This window comes from Rhizobium sp. P1_B8 (assembly GCF_056406515.1).
Genome location: NZ_JBFTZZ010000016.1, coordinates 75,001 through 91,993, shown reverse-complemented (window position 1 = coordinate 91,993; position 16,993 = coordinate 75,001). Strand labels below are relative to the sequence as shown.

General features: G+C 61.2%; 17 protein-coding genes. 8 read left to right on the top strand and 9 right to left on the bottom strand.

The window, feature by feature from the left end:
- Positions 1-273 precede the first annotated feature (273 nt).
- The 3 genes from AC1D2N_RS19815 (at position 274) to AC1D2N_RS19805 (ending at position 3,121) form a co-directional block, all read left to right on the top strand.
- The gene (locus AC1D2N_RS19815) at positions 274-1,167 is read left to right on the top strand and encodes a LysR family transcriptional regulator (protein WP_018446032.1); all 894 of its coding nucleotides are present in this window, start codon (positions 274-276) and stop codon (positions 1,165-1,167) included.
- Positions 1,168-1,409: 242 nt separating this feature from the next.
- Complete coding sequence (locus AC1D2N_RS19810) at positions 1,410-2,051, top strand: DUF1007 family protein (RefSeq protein WP_018446031.1); 642 nt, start codon at positions 1,410-1,412, stop codon at positions 2,049-2,051.
- Positions 2,045-3,121 carry a nickel/cobalt transporter gene (locus AC1D2N_RS19805; RefSeq protein ID WP_018243605.1) on the top strand — a complete coding sequence of 359 codons (1,077 nt, stop codon included), beginning with the start codon at positions 2,045-2,047 and terminating at the stop codon, positions 3,119-3,121. The genes AC1D2N_RS19810 and AC1D2N_RS19805 overlap by 7 nt, the downstream gene beginning before the upstream one ends.
- 59 nt (positions 3,122-3,180) lie before the next feature.
- On the opposite strand, the gene AC1D2N_RS19800 is transcribed toward AC1D2N_RS19805, so the two are convergent.
- The 4 genes from AC1D2N_RS19800 to AC1D2N_RS19785 all read right to left on the bottom strand — a co-directional run bounded on the left by AC1D2N_RS19800 (position 3,181) and on the right by AC1D2N_RS19785 (position 5,695).
- Positions 3,181-3,387: a hypothetical protein gene (locus AC1D2N_RS19800; RefSeq protein ID WP_130653064.1), complete on the bottom strand. Its 207-nt coding sequence runs from the start codon at positions 3,385-3,387 to the stop codon at positions 3,181-3,183.
- Positions 3,384-4,079, bottom strand: coding sequence for a GNAT family N-acetyltransferase (locus tag AC1D2N_RS19795; protein WP_130759031.1), 696 nt, complete (start codon positions 4,077-4,079; stop codon positions 3,384-3,386). Before AC1D2N_RS19795 ends, AC1D2N_RS19800 begins: the two co-directional genes overlap by 4 nt.
- 145 nt (positions 4,080-4,224) lie before the next feature.
- On the bottom strand, positions 4,225-4,944 hold the full coding sequence (locus AC1D2N_RS19790) for a tellurite resistance TerB family protein (protein ID WP_130759032.1): 720 nt from the start codon (positions 4,942-4,944) through the stop codon (positions 4,225-4,227).
- A gap of 112 nt (positions 4,945-5,056) precedes the next feature.
- On the bottom strand, positions 5,057-5,695 hold the full coding sequence (locus AC1D2N_RS19785) for a 2-dehydro-3-deoxy-phosphogluconate aldolase (RefSeq protein ID WP_018243609.1): 639 nt from the start codon (positions 5,693-5,695) through the stop codon (positions 5,057-5,059).
- Positions 5,696-5,849: 154 nt separating this feature from the next.
- Between AC1D2N_RS19785 and AC1D2N_RS19780 the strand changes: the two genes are divergently transcribed.
- The 4 genes from AC1D2N_RS19780 to trhO all read left to right on the top strand — a co-directional run bounded on the left by AC1D2N_RS19780 (position 5,850) and on the right by trhO (position 8,837).
- Positions 5,850-6,338 carry a CYTH domain-containing protein gene (locus tag AC1D2N_RS19780; RefSeq protein ID WP_018243610.1) on the top strand — a complete coding sequence of 163 codons (489 nt, stop codon included), beginning with the start codon at positions 5,850-5,852 and terminating at the stop codon, positions 6,336-6,338.
- Positions 6,316-7,224 (top strand): CHAD domain-containing protein, encoded by a 909-nt coding sequence (locus AC1D2N_RS19775; RefSeq protein WP_130653067.1) that lies wholly within the window; start codon positions 6,316-6,318, stop codon positions 7,222-7,224. The genes AC1D2N_RS19780 and AC1D2N_RS19775 overlap by 23 nt, the downstream gene beginning before the upstream one ends.
- A gap of 138 nt (positions 7,225-7,362) precedes the next feature.
- Complete coding sequence (locus AC1D2N_RS19770) at positions 7,363-7,836, top strand: VOC family protein (RefSeq protein ID WP_477981816.1); 474 nt, start codon at positions 7,363-7,365, stop codon at positions 7,834-7,836.
- 71 nt (positions 7,837-7,907) lie between these two features.
- Positions 7,908-8,837 carry an oxygen-dependent tRNA uridine(34) hydroxylase TrhO gene (gene trhO / locus AC1D2N_RS19765; protein ID WP_026188529.1) on the top strand — a complete coding sequence of 310 codons (930 nt, stop codon included), beginning with the start codon at positions 7,908-7,910 and terminating at the stop codon, positions 8,835-8,837.
- Between the two features lie 51 nt (positions 8,838-8,888).
- On the opposite strand, the gene AC1D2N_RS19760 is transcribed toward trhO, so the two are convergent.
- Entirely contained in the window at positions 8,889-11,102 is a 2,214-nt protein-coding gene (locus tag AC1D2N_RS19760; protein WP_130759034.1) for a putative bifunctional diguanylate cyclase/phosphodiesterase, read from the bottom strand.
- A gap of 113 nt (positions 11,103-11,215) precedes the next feature.
- Entirely contained in the window at positions 11,216-12,589 is a 1,374-nt protein-coding gene (locus AC1D2N_RS19755; RefSeq protein ID WP_130759035.1) for a GH1 family beta-glucosidase, read from the bottom strand.
- A 246-nt stretch (positions 12,590-12,835) separates the two neighbouring features.
- On the opposite strand from AC1D2N_RS19755, the gene AC1D2N_RS19750 reads away from it, so the two are divergent.
- Positions 12,836-13,240, top strand: coding sequence for a DoxX family protein (locus AC1D2N_RS19750; RefSeq protein ID WP_018243616.1), 405 nt, complete (start codon positions 12,836-12,838; stop codon positions 13,238-13,240).
- A 76-nt stretch (positions 13,241-13,316) separates the two neighbouring features.
- Here the strand turns inward: AC1D2N_RS19750 and AC1D2N_RS19745 are convergent, their stop codons facing one another.
- From AC1D2N_RS19745 to AC1D2N_RS19735, 3 genes are all read right to left on the bottom strand, one after another.
- Positions 13,317-14,504 (bottom strand): Gfo/Idh/MocA family protein, encoded by a 1,188-nt coding sequence (locus AC1D2N_RS19745; protein WP_018243617.1) that lies wholly within the window; start codon positions 14,502-14,504, stop codon positions 13,317-13,319.
- Positions 14,505-14,727: 223 nt separating this feature from the next.
- The gene (locus AC1D2N_RS19740) at positions 14,728-15,780 is read right to left on the bottom strand and encodes a sugar phosphate isomerase/epimerase family protein (protein ID WP_012759029.1); all 1,053 of its coding nucleotides are present in this window, start codon (positions 15,778-15,780) and stop codon (positions 14,728-14,730) included.
- Positions 15,781-16,032: 252 nt separating this feature from the next.
- On the bottom strand, positions 16,033-16,980 hold the full coding sequence (locus AC1D2N_RS19735) for a substrate-binding domain-containing protein (protein ID WP_018072728.1): 948 nt from the start codon (positions 16,978-16,980) through the stop codon (positions 16,033-16,035).
- Positions 16,981-16,993: the final 13 nt, after the last annotated feature.

Sequence of the window (16,993 nt, the reverse complement as noted above, 5' to 3'; positions counted from 1 at the left end):
AACAAAAAGGCCCGCACCGTCGTTGCTTCAGGCGTCCTCGCATTTTCCGGTTGGCCGGAATAGCGACTGGAGGGGTTAATTCCAGGTACCTTACCGATTTCCTCACCAATTCGAGGGTTCGGCGGACACCCATGGGCACGTGCGACTTTGGGCTGAGTGGGAAATAAGAATATTCGCCTTCATAATCAAGCGATTTTTTGATCTCGGGCTAAAAAAATAATTGAACAAGACGAGCCAATTTGTTCAACATTCCGAAACAGCCTGAGGGGTGCCATGGATACCTTGACCCGCATACGTGCCTTCATCGATGTCGTCGAGGCCGAAGGCTTCTCCGCCGCGGCACGACGCACCGGCCGCTCAAAGGCGCTGCTCTCCAAATATGTGCGCGAACTGGAGGATGAGCTCGGCGCCCTGCTCCTCAACCGCACCACCCGGCAATTCTCCATGACCGAAGCCGGCCATACCTATTACCGCACCGCCTCCGATATCTTAAAGGAGATCGACAACCTCGCCGATCTCGTGCGTGAGAACAATGCACAGCTCAAAGGACGGCTACGCATTTCCGTGCCGCGCACCTTCGTTGATGCCGATGTCGGCCAGTCGCTGATCGATTTCGCCAAGGAGAATCCAGACCTTTCGCTGGAGATCGCCGCCGATGACCGGTTCGTCGATCTGATCGAGGAAAGCTTCGACGTGGCGATCCGCATCACCAAGCTCGAAGATTCCGGCATGATCGCCCGCAAGATCTCGGATTTCCGCATCCATATCTGCGCCACCCCCGAGTTTCTCGAGCGTCATCCCAACCTCGAGCATCCGACGGACCTTTCCAACGTCCCTTTCATCGTCGATACCAATGCGCGCACCCAGGCGAGCATCCGCTTCCACAATCCCGACAACACCTCGTTCGCCGTCGCCGTATCCGGACCGATAGAGGTCAACAGTCCGCATGCAACATTACGCGCAGCACTCGCCGGCATCGGCATAGCCTTCATCCCGGATTTCATCGCCCGCAAGCCGATCGAGAGCGGCGAACTGGTCACGCTGTTCAACGATTACATCCCGACCGACCGCGGCATTTATGCCGTCTATCCACACCGGCGCTACCTGCCGGCCAAGGTAAGGATCTTCGTCGACTACCTGCACAACTGGTTCAAGAAGCATCCCTAGAGCATGTCGCGCAAAAGTGTGCAGCGGTTTTGCGCTAAAGACATGCGAAGAACCAAAGATGCAAAGCGTGGCAAGCGAATCTGAAAGATCGCGACATGCTTTAGCGCAGTGCCCTTGCGAAGCGATGCGACATTCCGCCCTGCATCAACATCAGGCCCCGCGAAACCGATGCCGAGCCCGGTCCCAATTCCGTCCCAATTTCTGGCAAGAAGTCAGGGGCAGCGAACAGGGCAGCGAGATAGATGAGACATTCGAAGATACTGATCGCCGCGCTTCTTTCGCTGGCGCCGACCGCCGCCTTTGCTCATCCGCACATCTTCGTGGAGGCGCGTCTCGAAGTCGTGGCCGGCAAGGACGGCAGTGTCGAGGAACTGCGCAACGTCTGGCGCTTCGACGAGGTCTTTTCGTCCTCCGTGGTCATGGATTTCGACAAGAACACCGACCTGAAGCTGGAGCCGAACGAGCTGACCGACGTCGGCAACACGGTCAAGAAGTCGCTTGCTGATTACGACTACTACATGAACCTGACGATCAACGGGAAAAACATCACCGTCCAGAAGCCCGACATCATCCATGTCGACTACAAGGATGGCCAGCTGCTGATGTTCTTCGCGGTAAAGCCGGTGGAAAAGATGCCGCTGAAGGGCAGGCTCACTTTCGGCGTCTACGATCCGACGCTCTACACCTCGATCGATTTTCCGACAGACAACGAGCTTGCGATCGTCGGAGACGGCTTCAAGGCCTGCAAACATCAGGTGGTGCGGCCGGATGCCGACGAGGTGATCTCGCAAAACAAACAGTCGCTGACGGACGCCTTCTTCAACGATCCCACCGGCACCAACATGTCCAAACTCTTCGCCACCCGGCTGGAGGTCACATGCTGACGAAACGCCTGCCCCTCATCCTTTCCGCTGCGACCCTTGCGCTGGTAACGGCTGCAAGCCTCGCTCATGCGCAATCGCCGCTTGGCATCGGCACGGCGGAGCCGAGCTTCCAGCCGACTGGCGGGCCGTTTGCGCCACTATTTCTCTACGTCAATTACGAGCAGCAAGCCTTCTACCGGGCGCTGACCGGTGCCTTGAAGGCGATGCGCCAAGACCCCTGGCAGCTGGCATCGCTGATCGGCCTCTCTTTCGCCTATGGCGTCTTCCATGCCGCCGGCCCGGGCCACGGCAAGGCGGTCATCTCCTCCTACATGATCGCCAACGAGGTGGAGCTGAAGCGCGGCGTGGTGATTTCCTTCATTTCGGCCTTCGTCCAGGGCGTGATGGCGGTGGCGCTGGTCGGAGGCGCCTGGCTGGTGCTGCGCGGCACCGGCATTACGTTGACGGCGGCGACCCACGCGATGGAGATCTCAAGCTTCGTCATGGTCATCCTCTTCGGCGGCTGGCTGCTGTTCCGCAAACTGCGGTCGCTGGTGGGCAATATGCCGCGCCGCCGGCTGATGGCGACGCCGGCCGGTCCGGTCAGCATGATGCTCGACTGGAAGGACAATGCCGCCGAACGCCAGGCCTATGCCTTCAACGGCAAGGCGCAGGCTGTGGAAGCCGGCCACACCTTCGTTCCCGGCATGGTCTGTGAGACCTGCGGCAATGCCCATGTGCCTGATCCGTCCCTGCTCGCCGGCGACAGGTTCAGCGCCCGCGAGGCCTGGTCGGCGATCGTGGCCGTCGGTCTGCGCCCCTGCTCCGGCGCATTGCTGGTCATGACCTTCTCGCTGCTCAACGGGCTCTATCTCGGCGGCGTGCTTTCGGTCGCCGCCATGTCGCTCGGCACGGCGATCACCGTTTCCCTGCTTGCCACACTTGCCGTCACCGCCAAGAGTGCGGCCGTCCGCCTCTCCGGACGCGGCTCGACCGCCTCGATCTGGATCGGCAACGCCATCGAAATCCTCGGCGCCGTGCTCGTCATGCTGATGGGCGCCCTGCTGCTCGGGGCCTCGCTGCAGGGCTAGAGCAATTCCAGCAAAACTGCGCAGCGGTTTTGCGTCCGGAATAGCGCAATGCTGTAGACTTATTTCCCCCGGCTGCGCTGGTAGCGCGCCCGCAGCCAGAAAACTGCGAAAAACGCCATGATCAGGCAGATGCCGACGACGATCGCCAGCGTCGGCGAGAAATTGCCGATCCACAGCACGATGGTCGGCAGGAAATAGATGACGAGGGCGGCGCCAAGCAGGATGATGCCAGCGGCGGTCGCCTGCGAGCGGCTTTCCGGGCTCATACCAGCCTTTCCTTTTCAAGATCGGCGCGGATGTCCTGCAGGCGGCGGATCTGGTTGCCCTCGGCATCGAAATTCTCAGGCGAAAGCCAGGCTTCGAAGGCATCGTTGATCAGCGGCCATTCACTGTCGATCATCGAGAACCATGCGGTGTCGCGGTTGCGATGCTTGGAGATCATGTGCTGGCGGAAGACGCCTTCGAAGCTGAAGCCGTAACGGGCGGCCGTCGTCTTGCTCGCCTCATTCTTATTGTCGCATTTCCATTCGTAGCGGCGGTAGCCGAGATCCTCGAAGACATGCTTGGCCATCAGATAATGCGCCTCGGTCGAAAGCGGCGACCGCTTCATCTCAGGCCCATGTGCCACCCCGCCGATCTCGACGACGCCGTTTGCCGGGTCGGCGCGCATGTAATTCGCCATGCCCACAATCTTGCCGGTGGCATTGTCGCGGAAGATATGGGTGATCCAGCCGGACTTGGTGTTGACGGTTTCCAGCCAGCTGGCGAAATCGTCGATACCGGAGAAGTCGTCCTGCGCGAAATAGAGAAGCAGCGGATTGATGCCCATGCCGCCAAGCCCATCCCACAGCGCCTCAAGATGTTCGGCGCGCCGATAAGGCTCGACGGTGACGAAATGGCCCTTCAGCGTGACCGGCTTCGGCGCCGGGCAGCCCTTGAAATTTGCAAGATCGCGCATGTCCACTCCCCTTTTCGGAAGAGTGGATAGGCCAGCCGCCCGACAAAGGCAACCGGCCTAAAGCGCGTTGCGCTTTAGGCCCTTATTTCAACGCATGTCGTTGTCGCAAAACCGCTGCACACTTTTGCGCGACATGCTTTAGATGTCACTGTGACAAGGTCACCTTGGCGGAGGACACCGTTGCCTCGATATGGTCGACCAGCTGGTCAGCAAGTCCGAGGCGGCCGGCAAGCAGATCGAGATAACCGCGCTCGGCGCGCGAATCCGGGTCGATGGTGAGCCGCGAGGCGGTGTAAAGCTCGACACGCTGTTCTTCCGTCGTCGCGGCAGCAACGAGCGCATCGATATCCGTCGGCGAAGCGAGTTCCTGCTCGATGAAGGCCGCAGCCTCGCCGCTGACGTCCGCGGCCTTGACCTTGTCCATGATGAGGACGCGTTCGGCATCGTCGATATGGCCGTCGGCCTTGGCGGCGGCGATCATCGCCCGGATCAGCACCAGCACGAATTCGTTGCTGCCGGCAGGCGACGCCGGCCCGAAACCGGACTCGGCAGGCGGCGGCAGGAGAACCGGGTTGTTTGCCGACGGCGCATCCGAGGGGGCTGCCGGCGCCTGCCCCGCCTGGTAATTCTTGTAGGCCTGGTAGCCGAGACCGGCAATGGCGGCAAGACCGCCGATCGCCAGTGCATTGCCGGCAATACCGCGGCCGGTCTTGGTGCCGAGAAGTACGGCGGCAATGGCGCCAGTCGCCAGCGGATTGTTCTTTGCCGTCTGCACGGCGTCGCCGGCCCTGTCGCGGACGGAACCGCCAAGACCCGGCATCTGTGAACCCAAGAACTGGTCGAGAAGCTTCTTTGCGTCGAACATTCCTCGTCGTCTCCCTGTTTGAAACTGGAGGAGAACATAGGTTTGCGACGGCTGAAATACAAATAGGGGGAGCGGGATTGAGCCGTGAGGTTCGCCCGCCCCCTGCCAAAACTCAGGCCTTCAGCGCTGCCGCCTCTGCCGCGAGCTTGGTAATGCCAGCCCAGTCGCCAGCTGCAACCAGTTCCTTCGGCGCCACCCAGGAGCCGCCGACGCAGATGACGTTCGGCAGCGAGAGATAATCATGGGCGTTCTTCAGCGAAATGCCGCCGGTCGGGCAGAACAACGTGCCTGCAAGCGGCGAGGACAGCGCCTTGAGATAAGCGGCGCCACCGGCCTGCTCCGCCGGGAAGAACTTCAATACCTGGTAGCCTTCTTCCCGCAGCGCCATGACTTCGCTGGCGGTCGCGGCCCCCGGAAGCAGCGGCACGTCGGAATCGGCGGCGGCATCGAGCAGCTCTTGCGTCGTGCCGGGGCTGACGATGAACTTCGAACCGGCGGCGACGGCGGCTTCCCAATGGGCGACATTCAGGATCGTCCCGGCGCCGACTTCGGCGCCCTCGACCTCGGCAGCGACGGCGCGCACGGCTTCGAGTGCCGCCGGCGTGCGCATGGTGATCTCGATCGCCTTCAGCCCGCCCGCGACGAGCGCGCGGGCGAGCGGCACCGCTGACTTCGCATCGTCGACGATCAATACCGGAACGACAGGCTGGAGTTTCAGGATGGAAAGGAGCTTCTCTGTTTTCTCGCCCATGGTCGTGCGACTTCCTTGAAACGATTGAATTTGCATCCCGAATAACGCCCCCGCGGAACCTTGTCGAGATAAAACCGGACCGCATCACAAGAAGGGTATGAAATGCCTGGAAAGTGGGCTACCGTGCCGCAATCGTCACAAAAGGTTCACCGGCATGGCGAAAGAAATCGAGCGGAAGTTTCTTGTACGCAGCGATGGATGGCGTTCCGCCGTCGAGACGAAGTCTGTCCTCAGGCAGGGTTACATCGCCTCGATGGACGACCGTTCCGTGCGGGTGCGCATCCTCGACGGCAGGAAGGCGAGATTGACGATCAAGATCGGCCGCAGCACCATCACTCGTGACGAATTCGAATACGATATCCCAATCGCCGATGCCGAAGAGTTGCTGCTGAACGCGATCGGCGTCGTCATCGAGAAGACGCGCTACCGCGTTCCGCATGAGGGTTTCGTCTGGGAAGTCGACGTCTTTACCGGCGAGCATCGCGGACTGGTGATCGCCGAGGTGGAGATGACGGCGGAAACCGACGATCCGGCCCTGCCCGCTTGGCTCGGCCGCGAAGTAACCGGGGACTTCCGCTATTCCAACCAGGCCCTTGCCACAGAATACGGGCACGACAGGCATGGCCTATCGCATTCGGCCTGACGCCGATTTCACCGAAGCGTTCCGTAGCGTCGCTACCAAGCAGCTGGAACACGCCATCACTGTCCTCAGGAAGCGCCCGGACGGCGCGCATGAGGCGATCCATTCCTTCCGCAAGAACCTGAAGCGACTACGCTCGCTCTACCGCCTCGTGGCCCGCGAAATTCCGGATTTCCAAGCCCAAGAAAATGCGAGGCTGCGCGATGCCGCAAACTCGCTTTCGGCGATCCGCGACGCTACCGCCCTCATCGGCACCGCCCAATATCTGCAGCATGCAGCCCGCGGGAACGAGGAGAGCGAGGCGCTCGGCCGCATCGTCACCATCCTCGAAGGCCGCCGTGATTGGATGGCGGAAGCCGAAAGCGGCTTGGAACAGCGGCTCGCGGAAACCTCCGACGTTCTGAAGGAGGCGATCGCCGCCTTGGACGCCGTCTCCTTTGATGGCGGCCACCGCAAAAATGCACGCATGCTGGCGAAGAGCTGGCGCCGCATCGCGCTGAAGGCCAAGACCGCGCTTACAGCCTGTCACGGCGAGGCATCGGCCGACGATTTCCACGATCTGCGCAAACGCACCTACGACTATCGGCTCTACCATGCCCTTTTGCGCGACATCTGGCCGGGCGCGATGAAGGCCAAGCGCGATGCGGCCAGCGAACTCGTCGAGGATCTCGGCCACATCCATGATCTCACCGTACTCTCCGAACTGGTCGAGGCAGAACCGCAGCTCTTCACTCGCAATGACGACCTGACGCATCTGCTCGACATCATCATCTTCCGCCAGCAGGAAGACCGGCGGCAAGCGCTGATCAAAGCCGAAGCCGTCTTCGCCGATGATGCCGACGAGGAAGCCCAGCGCATCGAGCTTCTCTGGCTGATGGCCGGGAGTTGAGAGACAGCGAAACTGGAAGTGCCTGCGCGTTGCTCTGCATTTCCTGCAATATCACAAAGAACCCTGTTGACCTCAACCAATCTTGAGGTCCTAGCCTACGGTGGTCAAACAAGCAGAGACCTGATCCGCGAGGAAAAAATGACCGCCGAAAATGCCGCGATGCCGAAGGTACTCGGGCYCTACGAAACACATCTGACCGTTGCCGATCTCAAGACCTCCACGGAATACCGCGATGTCGTCGGGCTCGAACTCGCAGCGTCGTTCGAGGAGCGCAAAGTCACTTTCCTCTGGGTGGACGACAGGAAGACCGGTATGCTCGGCCTTTGGGAAACCGGAACCGGGCCGCTGAAGATGCGGCTGCACATCGCCTTCCACATGACCGCCGATGGCGTGCTGCAGGCGCCTGACATTCTCAGGGCAAAGGGCGTGGAACCTCTCGGCTTTACCGGTGAACCGGTAACGGAGCCGGTGGTTCTCGGCTGGATGCCGGCGCTGTCGATCTATTTCAAGGATCCGGACGGGCACTCAATCGAGTTCATCAGCGTTCTCGACGCCGACCCCGACCGGAGCTTCGGCGTGCGGCCGTTTTCCGAATGGCAGGCGCAGGGATAATCGATTACCTGTCAAGGCCGCCACCGGCGAAGGCAATTGCGCCGCCCGCTGATTTTCTGTATTTCCGGCCCATGACCGACAGCCTGACACACACCAGCCCGTTCCTCGTGGCCGCACTTTACCATTTCGTTTCCGTGCCGCGCTTTGCCAGCCTGCAGGCACCGCTGCAGACGCTTTGCGAGGAGAATGGCGTCAGGGGAACGCTGCTTCTGGCGCATGAAGGCATTAACGGCACGATCGCGGGCCCGGATGCCGGCATTCAAGCCGCGCTCGCCTTCCTGCGCGCCCAGCCGGAATTTTCGGGCCTGGAGCACAAGGAAAGCCGCGCCTCGAAAATGCCCTTCCTGCGCATGAAGGTGAAGCTGAAGAAGGAAATCGTCACCATGGGCGTCGAGGACATCGACCCCAACAAAGTGGTCGGAACCTACGTGGCGGCCAAGGACTGGAATGCGCTGATCTCCGATCCCGATACGATCGTCATCGACACCCGCAACGATTACGAGACGGCAATCGGCACTTTTCGCGGCGCGCTCGACCCGAAGACCAAGACCTTCCGTGAATTTCCCGATTGGGTGCGCAACAATCCCGGCCTGCACAACAAGCCGAAGGTCGCCATGTACTGCACCGGCGGCATACGTTGCGAGAAGGCCACCGCTTTCATGAAGGCTGAGGGCTTCGACGAGGTCTATCATCTGAAGGGCGGCATCCTGAAATATCTGGAGGAAGTGCCGCAGGAGGAAAGCCTCTGGGATGGCGCCTGCTTCGTCTTCGACGAGCGCGTCTCCGTCGAGCACGGTCTGAAGGAAGGCGAACACAGGCTGTGCCACGCCTGCCGCAACCCGATCACCGCAGAAGAAATCACCTCACCGCTCTACGAGGAAGGCGTTTCCTGCAGCCACTGCTATCATAAGCGCACGGAGGAAGACCGGCTGCGTTACCGTCAGCGGCAGCACCAGATCGCCCTCGCGAAAAAGCGCGGCCAGCGACATTTCGGCAGCTAAGCCGGGATTCCGGTTGGAACAGCCTTGCTGTCTGAGGATTAGGCCCACCAGTCAGACAGCGCTGATGCGGCGCCGAGCTTCCGGCTCCGCTGCACGCCGCTCGTTCAGCATCTCGGTGATAAGGTCTGATGTCACAGGCTTTCCGAACCAATAGCCCTGCAGGCAGTCGCAGCCGAACAGGCGCATGGCTATCGCCTGCTCCTCGGTCTCGATGCCTTCGGCCGTCACCGGAATGTCGAGCGAGCGGGCAAGCGCTACCGTCGCCTGCAGCATCTCGCGCTGGCGTTTGTCCTCGTTGACACCCATGACCAGCGAGCGGTCGATCTTGATGCGGTCGAAGCCGAACTGCCTGAGATAACCGATCGAGGAGAAGCCGGAGCCAAAATCGTCGAGCGCCACCTTAACCCCCAGCCCCTTCAACCGTTCGATCGACTGGCGGGTGCGCTGCGGATTCTGGATCATGTAGCCTTCGGTGATCTCGAGCGTGATACGACCGGCCTCGATCTCCGTCTGCTTCAGCACGTAGCGCACATAGTCGGTAAAGGCGGGATTGCGGAACTGGCCGGGCGAAACGTTGACCGAGACGTTGAGGTCCGGCCATTGCTTGGCTGTCTCACAGGCTTTGCGCAGCACGAACAGGCCAAGTGATTCGATGAGGCCGCTGGTCTCGGCGATCGGGATGAACAGCTCGGGCGACACAGGGCCATAGCCCGGACGGTTCCAGCGCACCAGCGCCTCGACGCCGGTCATGGCATGCGTCGCCGCATCGATCAGCGGCTGGTAGGCAAGCGTCAGGTCGCCGCTTTCGATGGCGATCCGCAGATCGAGCTCCAGCGCATTGCGCTGCTCTCGATCGGCGTCCATCGACGGGTCGTAGAGCGTCATGCGCGCGCGGCCGGCCTCCTTCGCCTTGTACATGGCAAGGTCGGAACGGCGCACCAGCTCCTCACGCCCAATCGCCCCGAAAGGCGACATGGCGATACCAATGCTTGCCCCAACCACGACGACACGGCGACCGATCTCCAATGGCTCGACGAGAAAATCGAGGATCTGCTCGGCAAGCTGCAGGGCGGCGGCATTCTCGCTGTCGGAGAGAAAGGCGATCGCAAATTCATCGCCGCCAATACGGGCAAGCACCGCACCTTGCGGAATGAGCACGTCGAGCCCGGCCGCGACCGCGCGGATCAACTGGTCACCGGTGCCGTGGCCATAGCTGTCATTGACTTCCTTGAAGCCATCGAGGTCGAGATAGAGGAGCAGCACATTGCGCTTGGTCTGGCGTGCCTCGACGACAAAACGATCGACGGCGAGCCCGAGACCGTCGCGATTGGAAAGGCCGCTCAGCCTGTCGCGCAGCGCCTCCTCGCGGGCGCTGCCTTCCTCCGCCTTCAGGCGGCGGCCGGCAAGCCAGCCGATAGCCAGCAGTACTGCGAAAAACAATCCGACGAGGCCGAGCGCCTGGATGACCATCGGCCGCACCTGTGCATAGGCGATATCGCCGGGTGAACGCGAGATCCAGACGAGCTTGCCGAGCGTTGCGCCCGTCGGATCGACGATCGGTACGCGATAGTCGGCCGCAAAGCTCGGCGGCGCCAGCCTCAGCCCGCCGATGACATAGGTCTGGCCGAGAGCGGCCACCCTGTCGTCATCGAGATGGCGGGCGAAAACGAGGTAGCGGTGCTGGCCGGCGGGCACATCAAGCGCACCGGACTTTTTCCGAACCAATGCCACGCCGACGGCGGCAATGCCCCGTTTGGTGGTGACGAAACCGATCGCCTGGGGACGATCGGCCGGACCGGCCGCCTTTACCGTGTCGAGCAGGCTCCAGAGGGACGGCGCGAAGAAATCCGTGAGCGGCTCCTCCATCGGCTTGCCGTCGCGATAGGCCATGATCGCCTTCTTCTCACCATCGATGACGATCGCCATGTCGAACAGCGAGCTGTTGACCGACATCTCGCCGTAATTGCTCACCGTCCAGGCCATGCCGTCCGGCGCATAGACGTTGACGGCGGCGTCGTCCCAGGCGGCGTAATCGTCGAGCGTCGCGCCGAGCTGATCCTCGAAGGTCTTCAGCGCGCCGACCGTCGTTTCGCGCGAGCGCTCGTCATCGAGGAGATTGGCATTTTCAGCCACGCGTTCGAGCGCCGTCAGCACCATGATGGTGACGACCGCGACGATGACCGCGAAGGAGAAAAGCACGCCGGTGACGGTGATGTGACGGCTTACTCCCGATCCTTTGCTCTGCGACTTTCCGGCTGTCTGCATTACGACTCCCTGACCGTCGGACTTTGCCAGCCAAGGGTTCAAAAACGTTTAAGCAACCGGCTGTTGCAGGTATCTGACGAGCTATTTTTGTGCCCCGCCTGAGGACGCACCCCCTAACCCGGCTTATGATTGCCCTTCGGGAATTTGGCCGCGAGTTCGCGATACCATTTGCCGCTCTTTTTTACCGTACGCACCTGGGTCTCATAATCGACATGGACCAGACCGAAGCGCATGCGGTAGCCTTCCGCCCATTCGAAATTGTCCATCAGGCTCCAGGCGAAATAGCCGCGTAGGGGATAGCCGCCCTTGATGAGGCCGGCAACGATTTCGAGGTGATCGCTGACATAGTCGCGGCGCATCGTGTCGTCGACCTCGCCGCCGATGACATCGGTGTTGTCGCAGGCGCCGTTCTCGGTGATGTAGCATTCCGGCAGTTCATAGCGACGGTAGAGGTCCTCGACCGAGAGCCTCAGGCCCGGCGCATAGATTTCCCAGCCAATATCGGTCTTGACGTCGCTTGCCGGCGGCGCTTCCACCGTCCAGGGGAAATCGCCTTTGCGTTCGGCATCATCAGTGACCCGCTCGGGCTTGTAGTAGTTCAGGCCCCACCAGTCGAGTTTCTGGCTGATAAGCTTCAAGTCGCCATCTTCGATGACAGGCATGCGGTCGCCGAGCGCCTCGACGAATTCCTTCGGATACTCGCCCTTGAAGACGGGATCGAAGAAGGCGCCGTTGTGGAACTGATGCGCACGCTCGCCGGCGGCAAGATCGGCCGGGCTGTCGGAGCCGGGGATGATCGAGGCGGCGTTGAGCACAAGCCCGACGGGCACATTTGGGGCTTCCGAGCGGATCGCCTCGACGCCGAGACCGTGGGCAAGGTTCATGTAGTGCATGGCGTGAAGGGCGGCCTGCATGTTGCGCTCGCCCGGAGCATGGATGCCATAGAGATGGCTGAGCCAGACGATGCACCAGGGTTCGTTGAAGGTCGCGACCCGGTCGAGGCGATCGCCAAGGCGGTTCATCACCGTCTTGGCATAGCGCTGAAACGCATAGGCGGTCGAGCGCGCCGTCCAGCCGCCCTCGCCGGCGAGCAACAGAGGCAGATCCCAGTGGTAGAGCGTCGCGAAGGTCTTGATGCCGCGCGCCTTGCAGCCGTCGACCAGCCGATCGTAGAAATCGAGGCCGGCCTCGTTCACCGGACCCGTGCCTTCGGGGATAATGCGCGGCCAGGCAATCGAGAACCGATAGGCTTCGACACCCATTTCCTTGATGAGATCGAGGTCCTGTTCCAGCCTGTTATAGTGATCGCAGGCAACGTCGCCGTTATCGCGATTATGGACGCGGCCGGGCATATTGCAGAAAGCATCCCAGATGGATGGCTTGCGGCCATCGGCTTTGCTGGCGCCTTCGATCTGGAAGGCAGCGGTGGCAACGCCGAAAGTGAAGTCGCCGGGAAAGCGCTCCGCGAGTTTCTTCGGATCGATCATCTGTAAATCCTCTCAGGTTGAGCCGTTTGCGCCGGATTTAGCCAAGCCTGAAGGCAAAGTACAGGCTGGCCGGAAGAAAAACTGCAACGTTGCAGGAGGAAAAACAGAACAGCTGCAACGCCGTTGCAGCCGCCGCTCCCTCACCGCGCTGCCGCTCTCATAACGGCAATGTCAGCAGTCGTGATTTGGCCGTTGAGACCGCGATCCTTACACGGGAAATGGCATCACAAATATGAAAGGGATCCAATGCTCTCTTCGGTCCATTCGCTGCAGCCTCATCTGCTGAGCCTGTTGCGCATTGTCTCGTCACTTGTACTTTTCAGCTACGGAACACAGAAGATCCTGCATTTTCCGGCTGCGGCAAGTGTGCCGCCCGCGGGCTCGCTCTCCTGGATTGCCGGGCTGCTCGAACTCACCCTCGGCTTTCTGGTCCTGGTGGGATTCCAGACCCGTATCGCAGCCTTCGTGCTCTCCGGCCTGATGGCCTTTGCCTATTTCATCGGGCATGCCTCGAAGGGCATCTACCCCGCACAGAACGGCGGCGTCGCGGCGATCCTGTTCTGCTTCGTGTTTCTTTATCTGGTGGCGGCAGGCGCCGGACCCTTGAGCGTCGATAACCTACTGAAGCGTGGCCGCACCGCTGCTGCCTGACCGAAAATAAAATAAAACGCCGAGGCGACTTGAGATCGCCTCGGCGTTTTTCATTGGGCCACGCGGATCGGTAAATTCAGACCTTGATCCAGGCGCCGTTCTTCTTCGAAGACGCGACACAGGCTTCGACGAAGGCCACACCCTTCACGCCGTCATCGACTGTGGGATAGACCACCGCCTTGTCGACGGCCTTGCCCTTCTTGCGGGCGTTGATCGCATGCGCGGCTTCCGTATAGATCGTCGCAAAGGCTTCGAGATAACCTTCCGGATGCCCTGATGGCACGCGCGTGACACGGCCGGCAGCAGCGCCTGAGCCGGCGCCGCCCCGAGTGATCAGCCGCTTCGGCTCGCCGAAAGGCGTGTACCACAAGTAATTCGGGTCCTTCTGGGTCCATTCCAGCCCGCCCTTGGTGCCGTAGACACGCACCATCAGACCGTTTTCATGGCCGGGCGCAACCTGGCTGCACCAGAGCATGCCCTTGGCCGGCTTCTCCGAGCCCTTCGCCTTGAAGCGCAGCATGACATGCGCATTATCGTCCAGCCGGCGACCCGGAACGAAACTGTCGAGATCGGCGGCAAGGCTGTCGAGCTCCAGGCCAGTGATGAAAGCGGCGAGATTGTAGGCATGCGTGCCGATATCGCCGGTCGAGCCGCCGACGCCGGACTGCGCCGGATCGGTGCGCCAGGCGGCCTGTTTCTGGCCGGTTTGCTCGACTGCTTCCGTCAGCCAGTCCTGCGGATATTCGGCCTGGACGACGCGGATGTCGCCGAGTTCGCCATTCGCAATCATCTCCCGCGCCTGGCGGACCATCGGATAGCCGGTGTAATTATGCGTCAGCACGAAGAGCGCGCCGCTCTCGTCGGCGATCTTCTTCAGCTTCTTCGCATCGGCAAGGTTGGATGTCAGCGGCTTGTCGCAGATGACATGAATGCCGCGCTTCAGGAATTCCTTGGCCGCATCGTAGTGAACATGGTTCGGCGTGACGATCGCCACCGCCTCGATGCCATTCTTCAGCTTCGCTTCGCGGATCGCCATCTCGCGATAGCTGGAATAGGTCCGCGACGGATCGAGGCCGAGGTCGCGGCCGGATGCGATCGCCTTTTCGGGCGAAGCCGACAGCGCGCCGGCGATGAGATCGTACTGATCGTCGATACGTGCCGCGATACGGTGCACCGCGCCGATAAACGCGCCCGCGCCGCCGCCCACCATGCCGAGCCGGATGCGCGGCTCACGTGTCTGTTCGGATGATGCTTCGATTGCCATTGATTCCTCCTGAATTTTTCTTCCCTTCTCCCCTCGGGGGTTCGAAGGACGGGTTGAGCCCCGTGGCTCAGCCCCGGTCGGTGGCCCGGAGGGCCGGATGAGGGGGCCCGGCGACAGATATGCCTTTCGCTTGTCGCTCAAGGCATTCGTCGCTATCGCTCCTCATCCCCCTCATCTGCCCTTACGGGCATCTTCTCCCCACTCGGGAGAAGGGAATAGAAGCTTAGAGCCCCAGCATCCGCCGGTTCGCCGCCTGATCCGTGCCGCTGCCGGCGAAATCGTCGAAGGCTTTTTCGGTGACGCGGATGATATGGGCGGCAACGAATTCGGCGCCTTCGCGGGCACCGTCCTCCGGATGCTTCAGCGCGCATTCCCATTCGACCACGGCCCAGCCGTCGAAATTATTCGCCGTCATCTTCGAGAACACCGCGCCGAAATCGACCTGGCCGTCGCCGAGCGAACGGAACCGGCCGGCGCGTTCGACCCAGCCCTGATAGCCACCGTAGACGCCCTGACGTCCGGTCGGATTGAACTCAGCATCCTTGACGTGGAACATCTTGATGCGGTCTTTGTAGATGTCGATGTTGTCGAGATAATCGAGGCACTGCAGGACGTAGTGCGAGGGATCGTAGAGCATGTTGGCGCGCGGATGGTTCTTCACCCGCTCCAGGAACATCTCGAAGGTGATGCCGTCATGGAGGTCTTCGCCCGGGTGGATCTCGTAGCAGACATCAATACCGTTCTCGTCCGCATGGTTGAGGATCGGCGTCCAGCGGCGGGCGAGTTCGTCGAAGGCGGTCTCGACCAGACCGGCAGGACGCTGCGGCCAGGGATAGATGAAGGGCCAGGCAAGCGCGCCGGAGAAGGTCGCATGCGCCTTGAGCCCGAGGTTTTTGGACGCCGTCAGTGCCATCTTGACCTGCTCGACAGCCCATTCCTGACGCGCCTTCGGATTGCCCCGCACCTCCGGTGCAGCAAACCCGTCGAAGGCTTCGTCATAGGCCGGGTGAACGGCGACGAGCTGTCCTTGCAGATGAGTGGAGAGTTCGGTGATCTCGATGCCGTTTTCGCGCGCCTTGCCGGCGAATTCGTCGCAATAATCCTTGGACGTGGCAGCCTTCTTCAGATCGATCAATTGGCTGGCCCAGGTCGGCACCTGGACGCCCTTGTAACCGATGTCGGCCGCCCATTTGGTGATCGCGTCCCACGAGTTGAAAGGAGCAGTATCGCCCGCGAACTGGCCAAGGAAAAGGCCGGGGCCTTTGATCGTCTTCATGTCAGATTCCTCCCTGAATATCGACCGTAAACGTTTCTGAAAGTGTTGTAGCACGCAATTTGGCGGGAGCAAGGCGCCTCCTCGCCCTTGGCTCGTGATTTGGCGCGAAGCCAGATGCGATATGGCGGCGAGCTAATCATGATGGGCTTTGGCGGGCAAGAGGTACGTGCAGCATTTTCGGCCACCCGCTCTATGGAAAGCATAAAAAATGCGCCCATCCTTTCGAATGGGCGCACATCTCCAATGAATGGATCAGAACGGAGAGTCCGGGAAGTAGAAGTCCTTGGCATTGTCCTTGGTGACGAGCGTCGCGTCGAGGATGTAGCTGCCGTGAACCGGGACCTGGTCGTAAAGTGCCGCCGCCGTCAGCTCCATCGCCGTACCGACCATTGCCGGCGGATAGAGAACGTCGACCGGGATCAGCTTGTCGCCATCCATGACCTTCTTGACCATGTCCTTTGAGCCGGCACCGGCGACGACATACTTGATGTCGGTGCGCTTGGCCTGCTCGATCGCCTGCAGAACGCCGACGGCCATGTCGTCGTCCTGGCACCATACGACGTCGATCTTCTGGTACTTGGTCAGGTAGTCCTGCATGACCTTGAAGGCATCGTCGCGGTTCCAGTTGCCGTACTGGCGGTCAAGAACCTTGACGTTCGAGCCGGCAATGCCCTTGTCAAAGCCGTCCTGGCGCTGCTGGTCGATCGGGATCGGCAGACCGCGGATGATGACCACTTCGGCATCCGGCGTGGTGTCCTTGATGTACTTGCCGGCGACTTCGCCGAGAGCTGGGTTGTTGCCGGCGACATAGAGATCGCGCACGGAATTGTCGTTGTTGCTCGGCGCACGGTCGACGAGGGCGACGAACTTGCCCTTGCCCTTGACTTCCTTGATGGCGTTGACGAGCGGATCCGGATCCGACGGCAGGATGACGAGGGCGTCGATGCCCTGCGTATCGAGATCCTGCACGGCGTTGGCCTGGCTTGCGGCGTCCGGCGAGGTCTTGACGATGACGTTGAGACCGGGATGTTCGGCCATCAGCAGCTTGGCAACGCGTTCGGCATGGAATACCACGCCCGACGTCCAGCCGTGGTCGGCGGCCGGAATGGACACGCCGATCGTGAATTTCTTGTCCTGGGCGTGAGCGGCGCCGGCGAAGGTCACCGCCGCAACCGCCAGGCCCAACATCAATTTACGCATGCTATTTCCTCCC

Bases quoted from the DNA above. Each gene is read 5' to 3' on its own strand.
- AC1D2N_RS19790 (WP_130759032.1), bottom strand. From the start codon at position 4,944: ATGTTCGACGCAAAGAAGCTTCTCGACCAGTTCTTGGGTTCACAGATG.
- AC1D2N_RS19760 (WP_130759034.1), bottom strand. From the start codon at position 11,102: ATGCAGACAGCCGGAAAGTCGCAGAGCAAAGGATCGGGAGTAAGCCGT.
- AC1D2N_RS19795 (WP_130759031.1), bottom strand. From the start codon at position 4,079: ATGCGCGATCTTGCAAATTTCAAGGGCTGCCCGGCGCCGAAGCCGGTC.
- AC1D2N_RS19785 (WP_018243609.1), bottom strand. From the start codon at position 5,695: ATGGGCGAGAAAACAGAGAAGCTCCTTTCCATCCTGAAACTCCAGCCT.
- trhO (WP_026188529.1), top strand. From the start codon at position 7,908: ATGACCGACAGCCTGACACACACCAGCCCGTTCCTCGTGGCCGCACTT.
- AC1D2N_RS19750 (WP_018243616.1), top strand. From the start codon at position 12,836: ATGCTCTCTTCGGTCCATTCGCTGCAGCCTCATCTGCTGAGCCTGTTG.
- AC1D2N_RS19735 (WP_018072728.1), bottom strand. From the start codon at position 16,980: ATGCGTAAATTGATGTTGGGCCTGGCGGTTGCGGCGGTGACCTTCGCC.
- AC1D2N_RS19780 (WP_018243610.1), top strand. From the start codon at position 5,850: ATGGCGAAAGAAATCGAGCGGAAGTTTCTTGTACGCAGCGATGGATGG.
- AC1D2N_RS19800 (WP_130653064.1), bottom strand. From the start codon at position 3,387: ATGAGCCCGGAAAGCCGCTCGCAGGCGACCGCCGCTGGCATCATCCTG.
- AC1D2N_RS19805 (WP_018243605.1), top strand. From the start codon at position 2,045: ATGCTGACGAAACGCCTGCCCCTCATCCTTTCCGCTGCGACCCTTGCG.
- AC1D2N_RS19740 (WP_012759029.1), bottom strand. From the start codon at position 15,780: ATGAAGACGATCAAAGGCCCCGGCCTTTTCCTTGGCCAGTTCGCGGGC.
- AC1D2N_RS19810 (WP_018446031.1), top strand. From the start codon at position 1,410: ATGAGACATTCGAAGATACTGATCGCCGCGCTTCTTTCGCTGGCGCCG.
- AC1D2N_RS19815 (WP_018446032.1), top strand. From the start codon at position 274: ATGGATACCTTGACCCGCATACGTGCCTTCATCGATGTCGTCGAGGCC.
- AC1D2N_RS19775 (WP_130653067.1), top strand. From the start codon at position 6,316: ATGGCCTATCGCATTCGGCCTGACGCCGATTTCACCGAAGCGTTCCGT.
- AC1D2N_RS19745 (WP_018243617.1), bottom strand. From the start codon at position 14,504: ATGGCAATCGAAGCATCATCCGAACAGACACGTGAGCCGCGCATCCGG.
- AC1D2N_RS19755 (WP_130759035.1), bottom strand. From the start codon at position 12,589: ATGATCGATCCGAAGAAACTCGCGGAGCGCTTTCCCGGCGACTTCACT.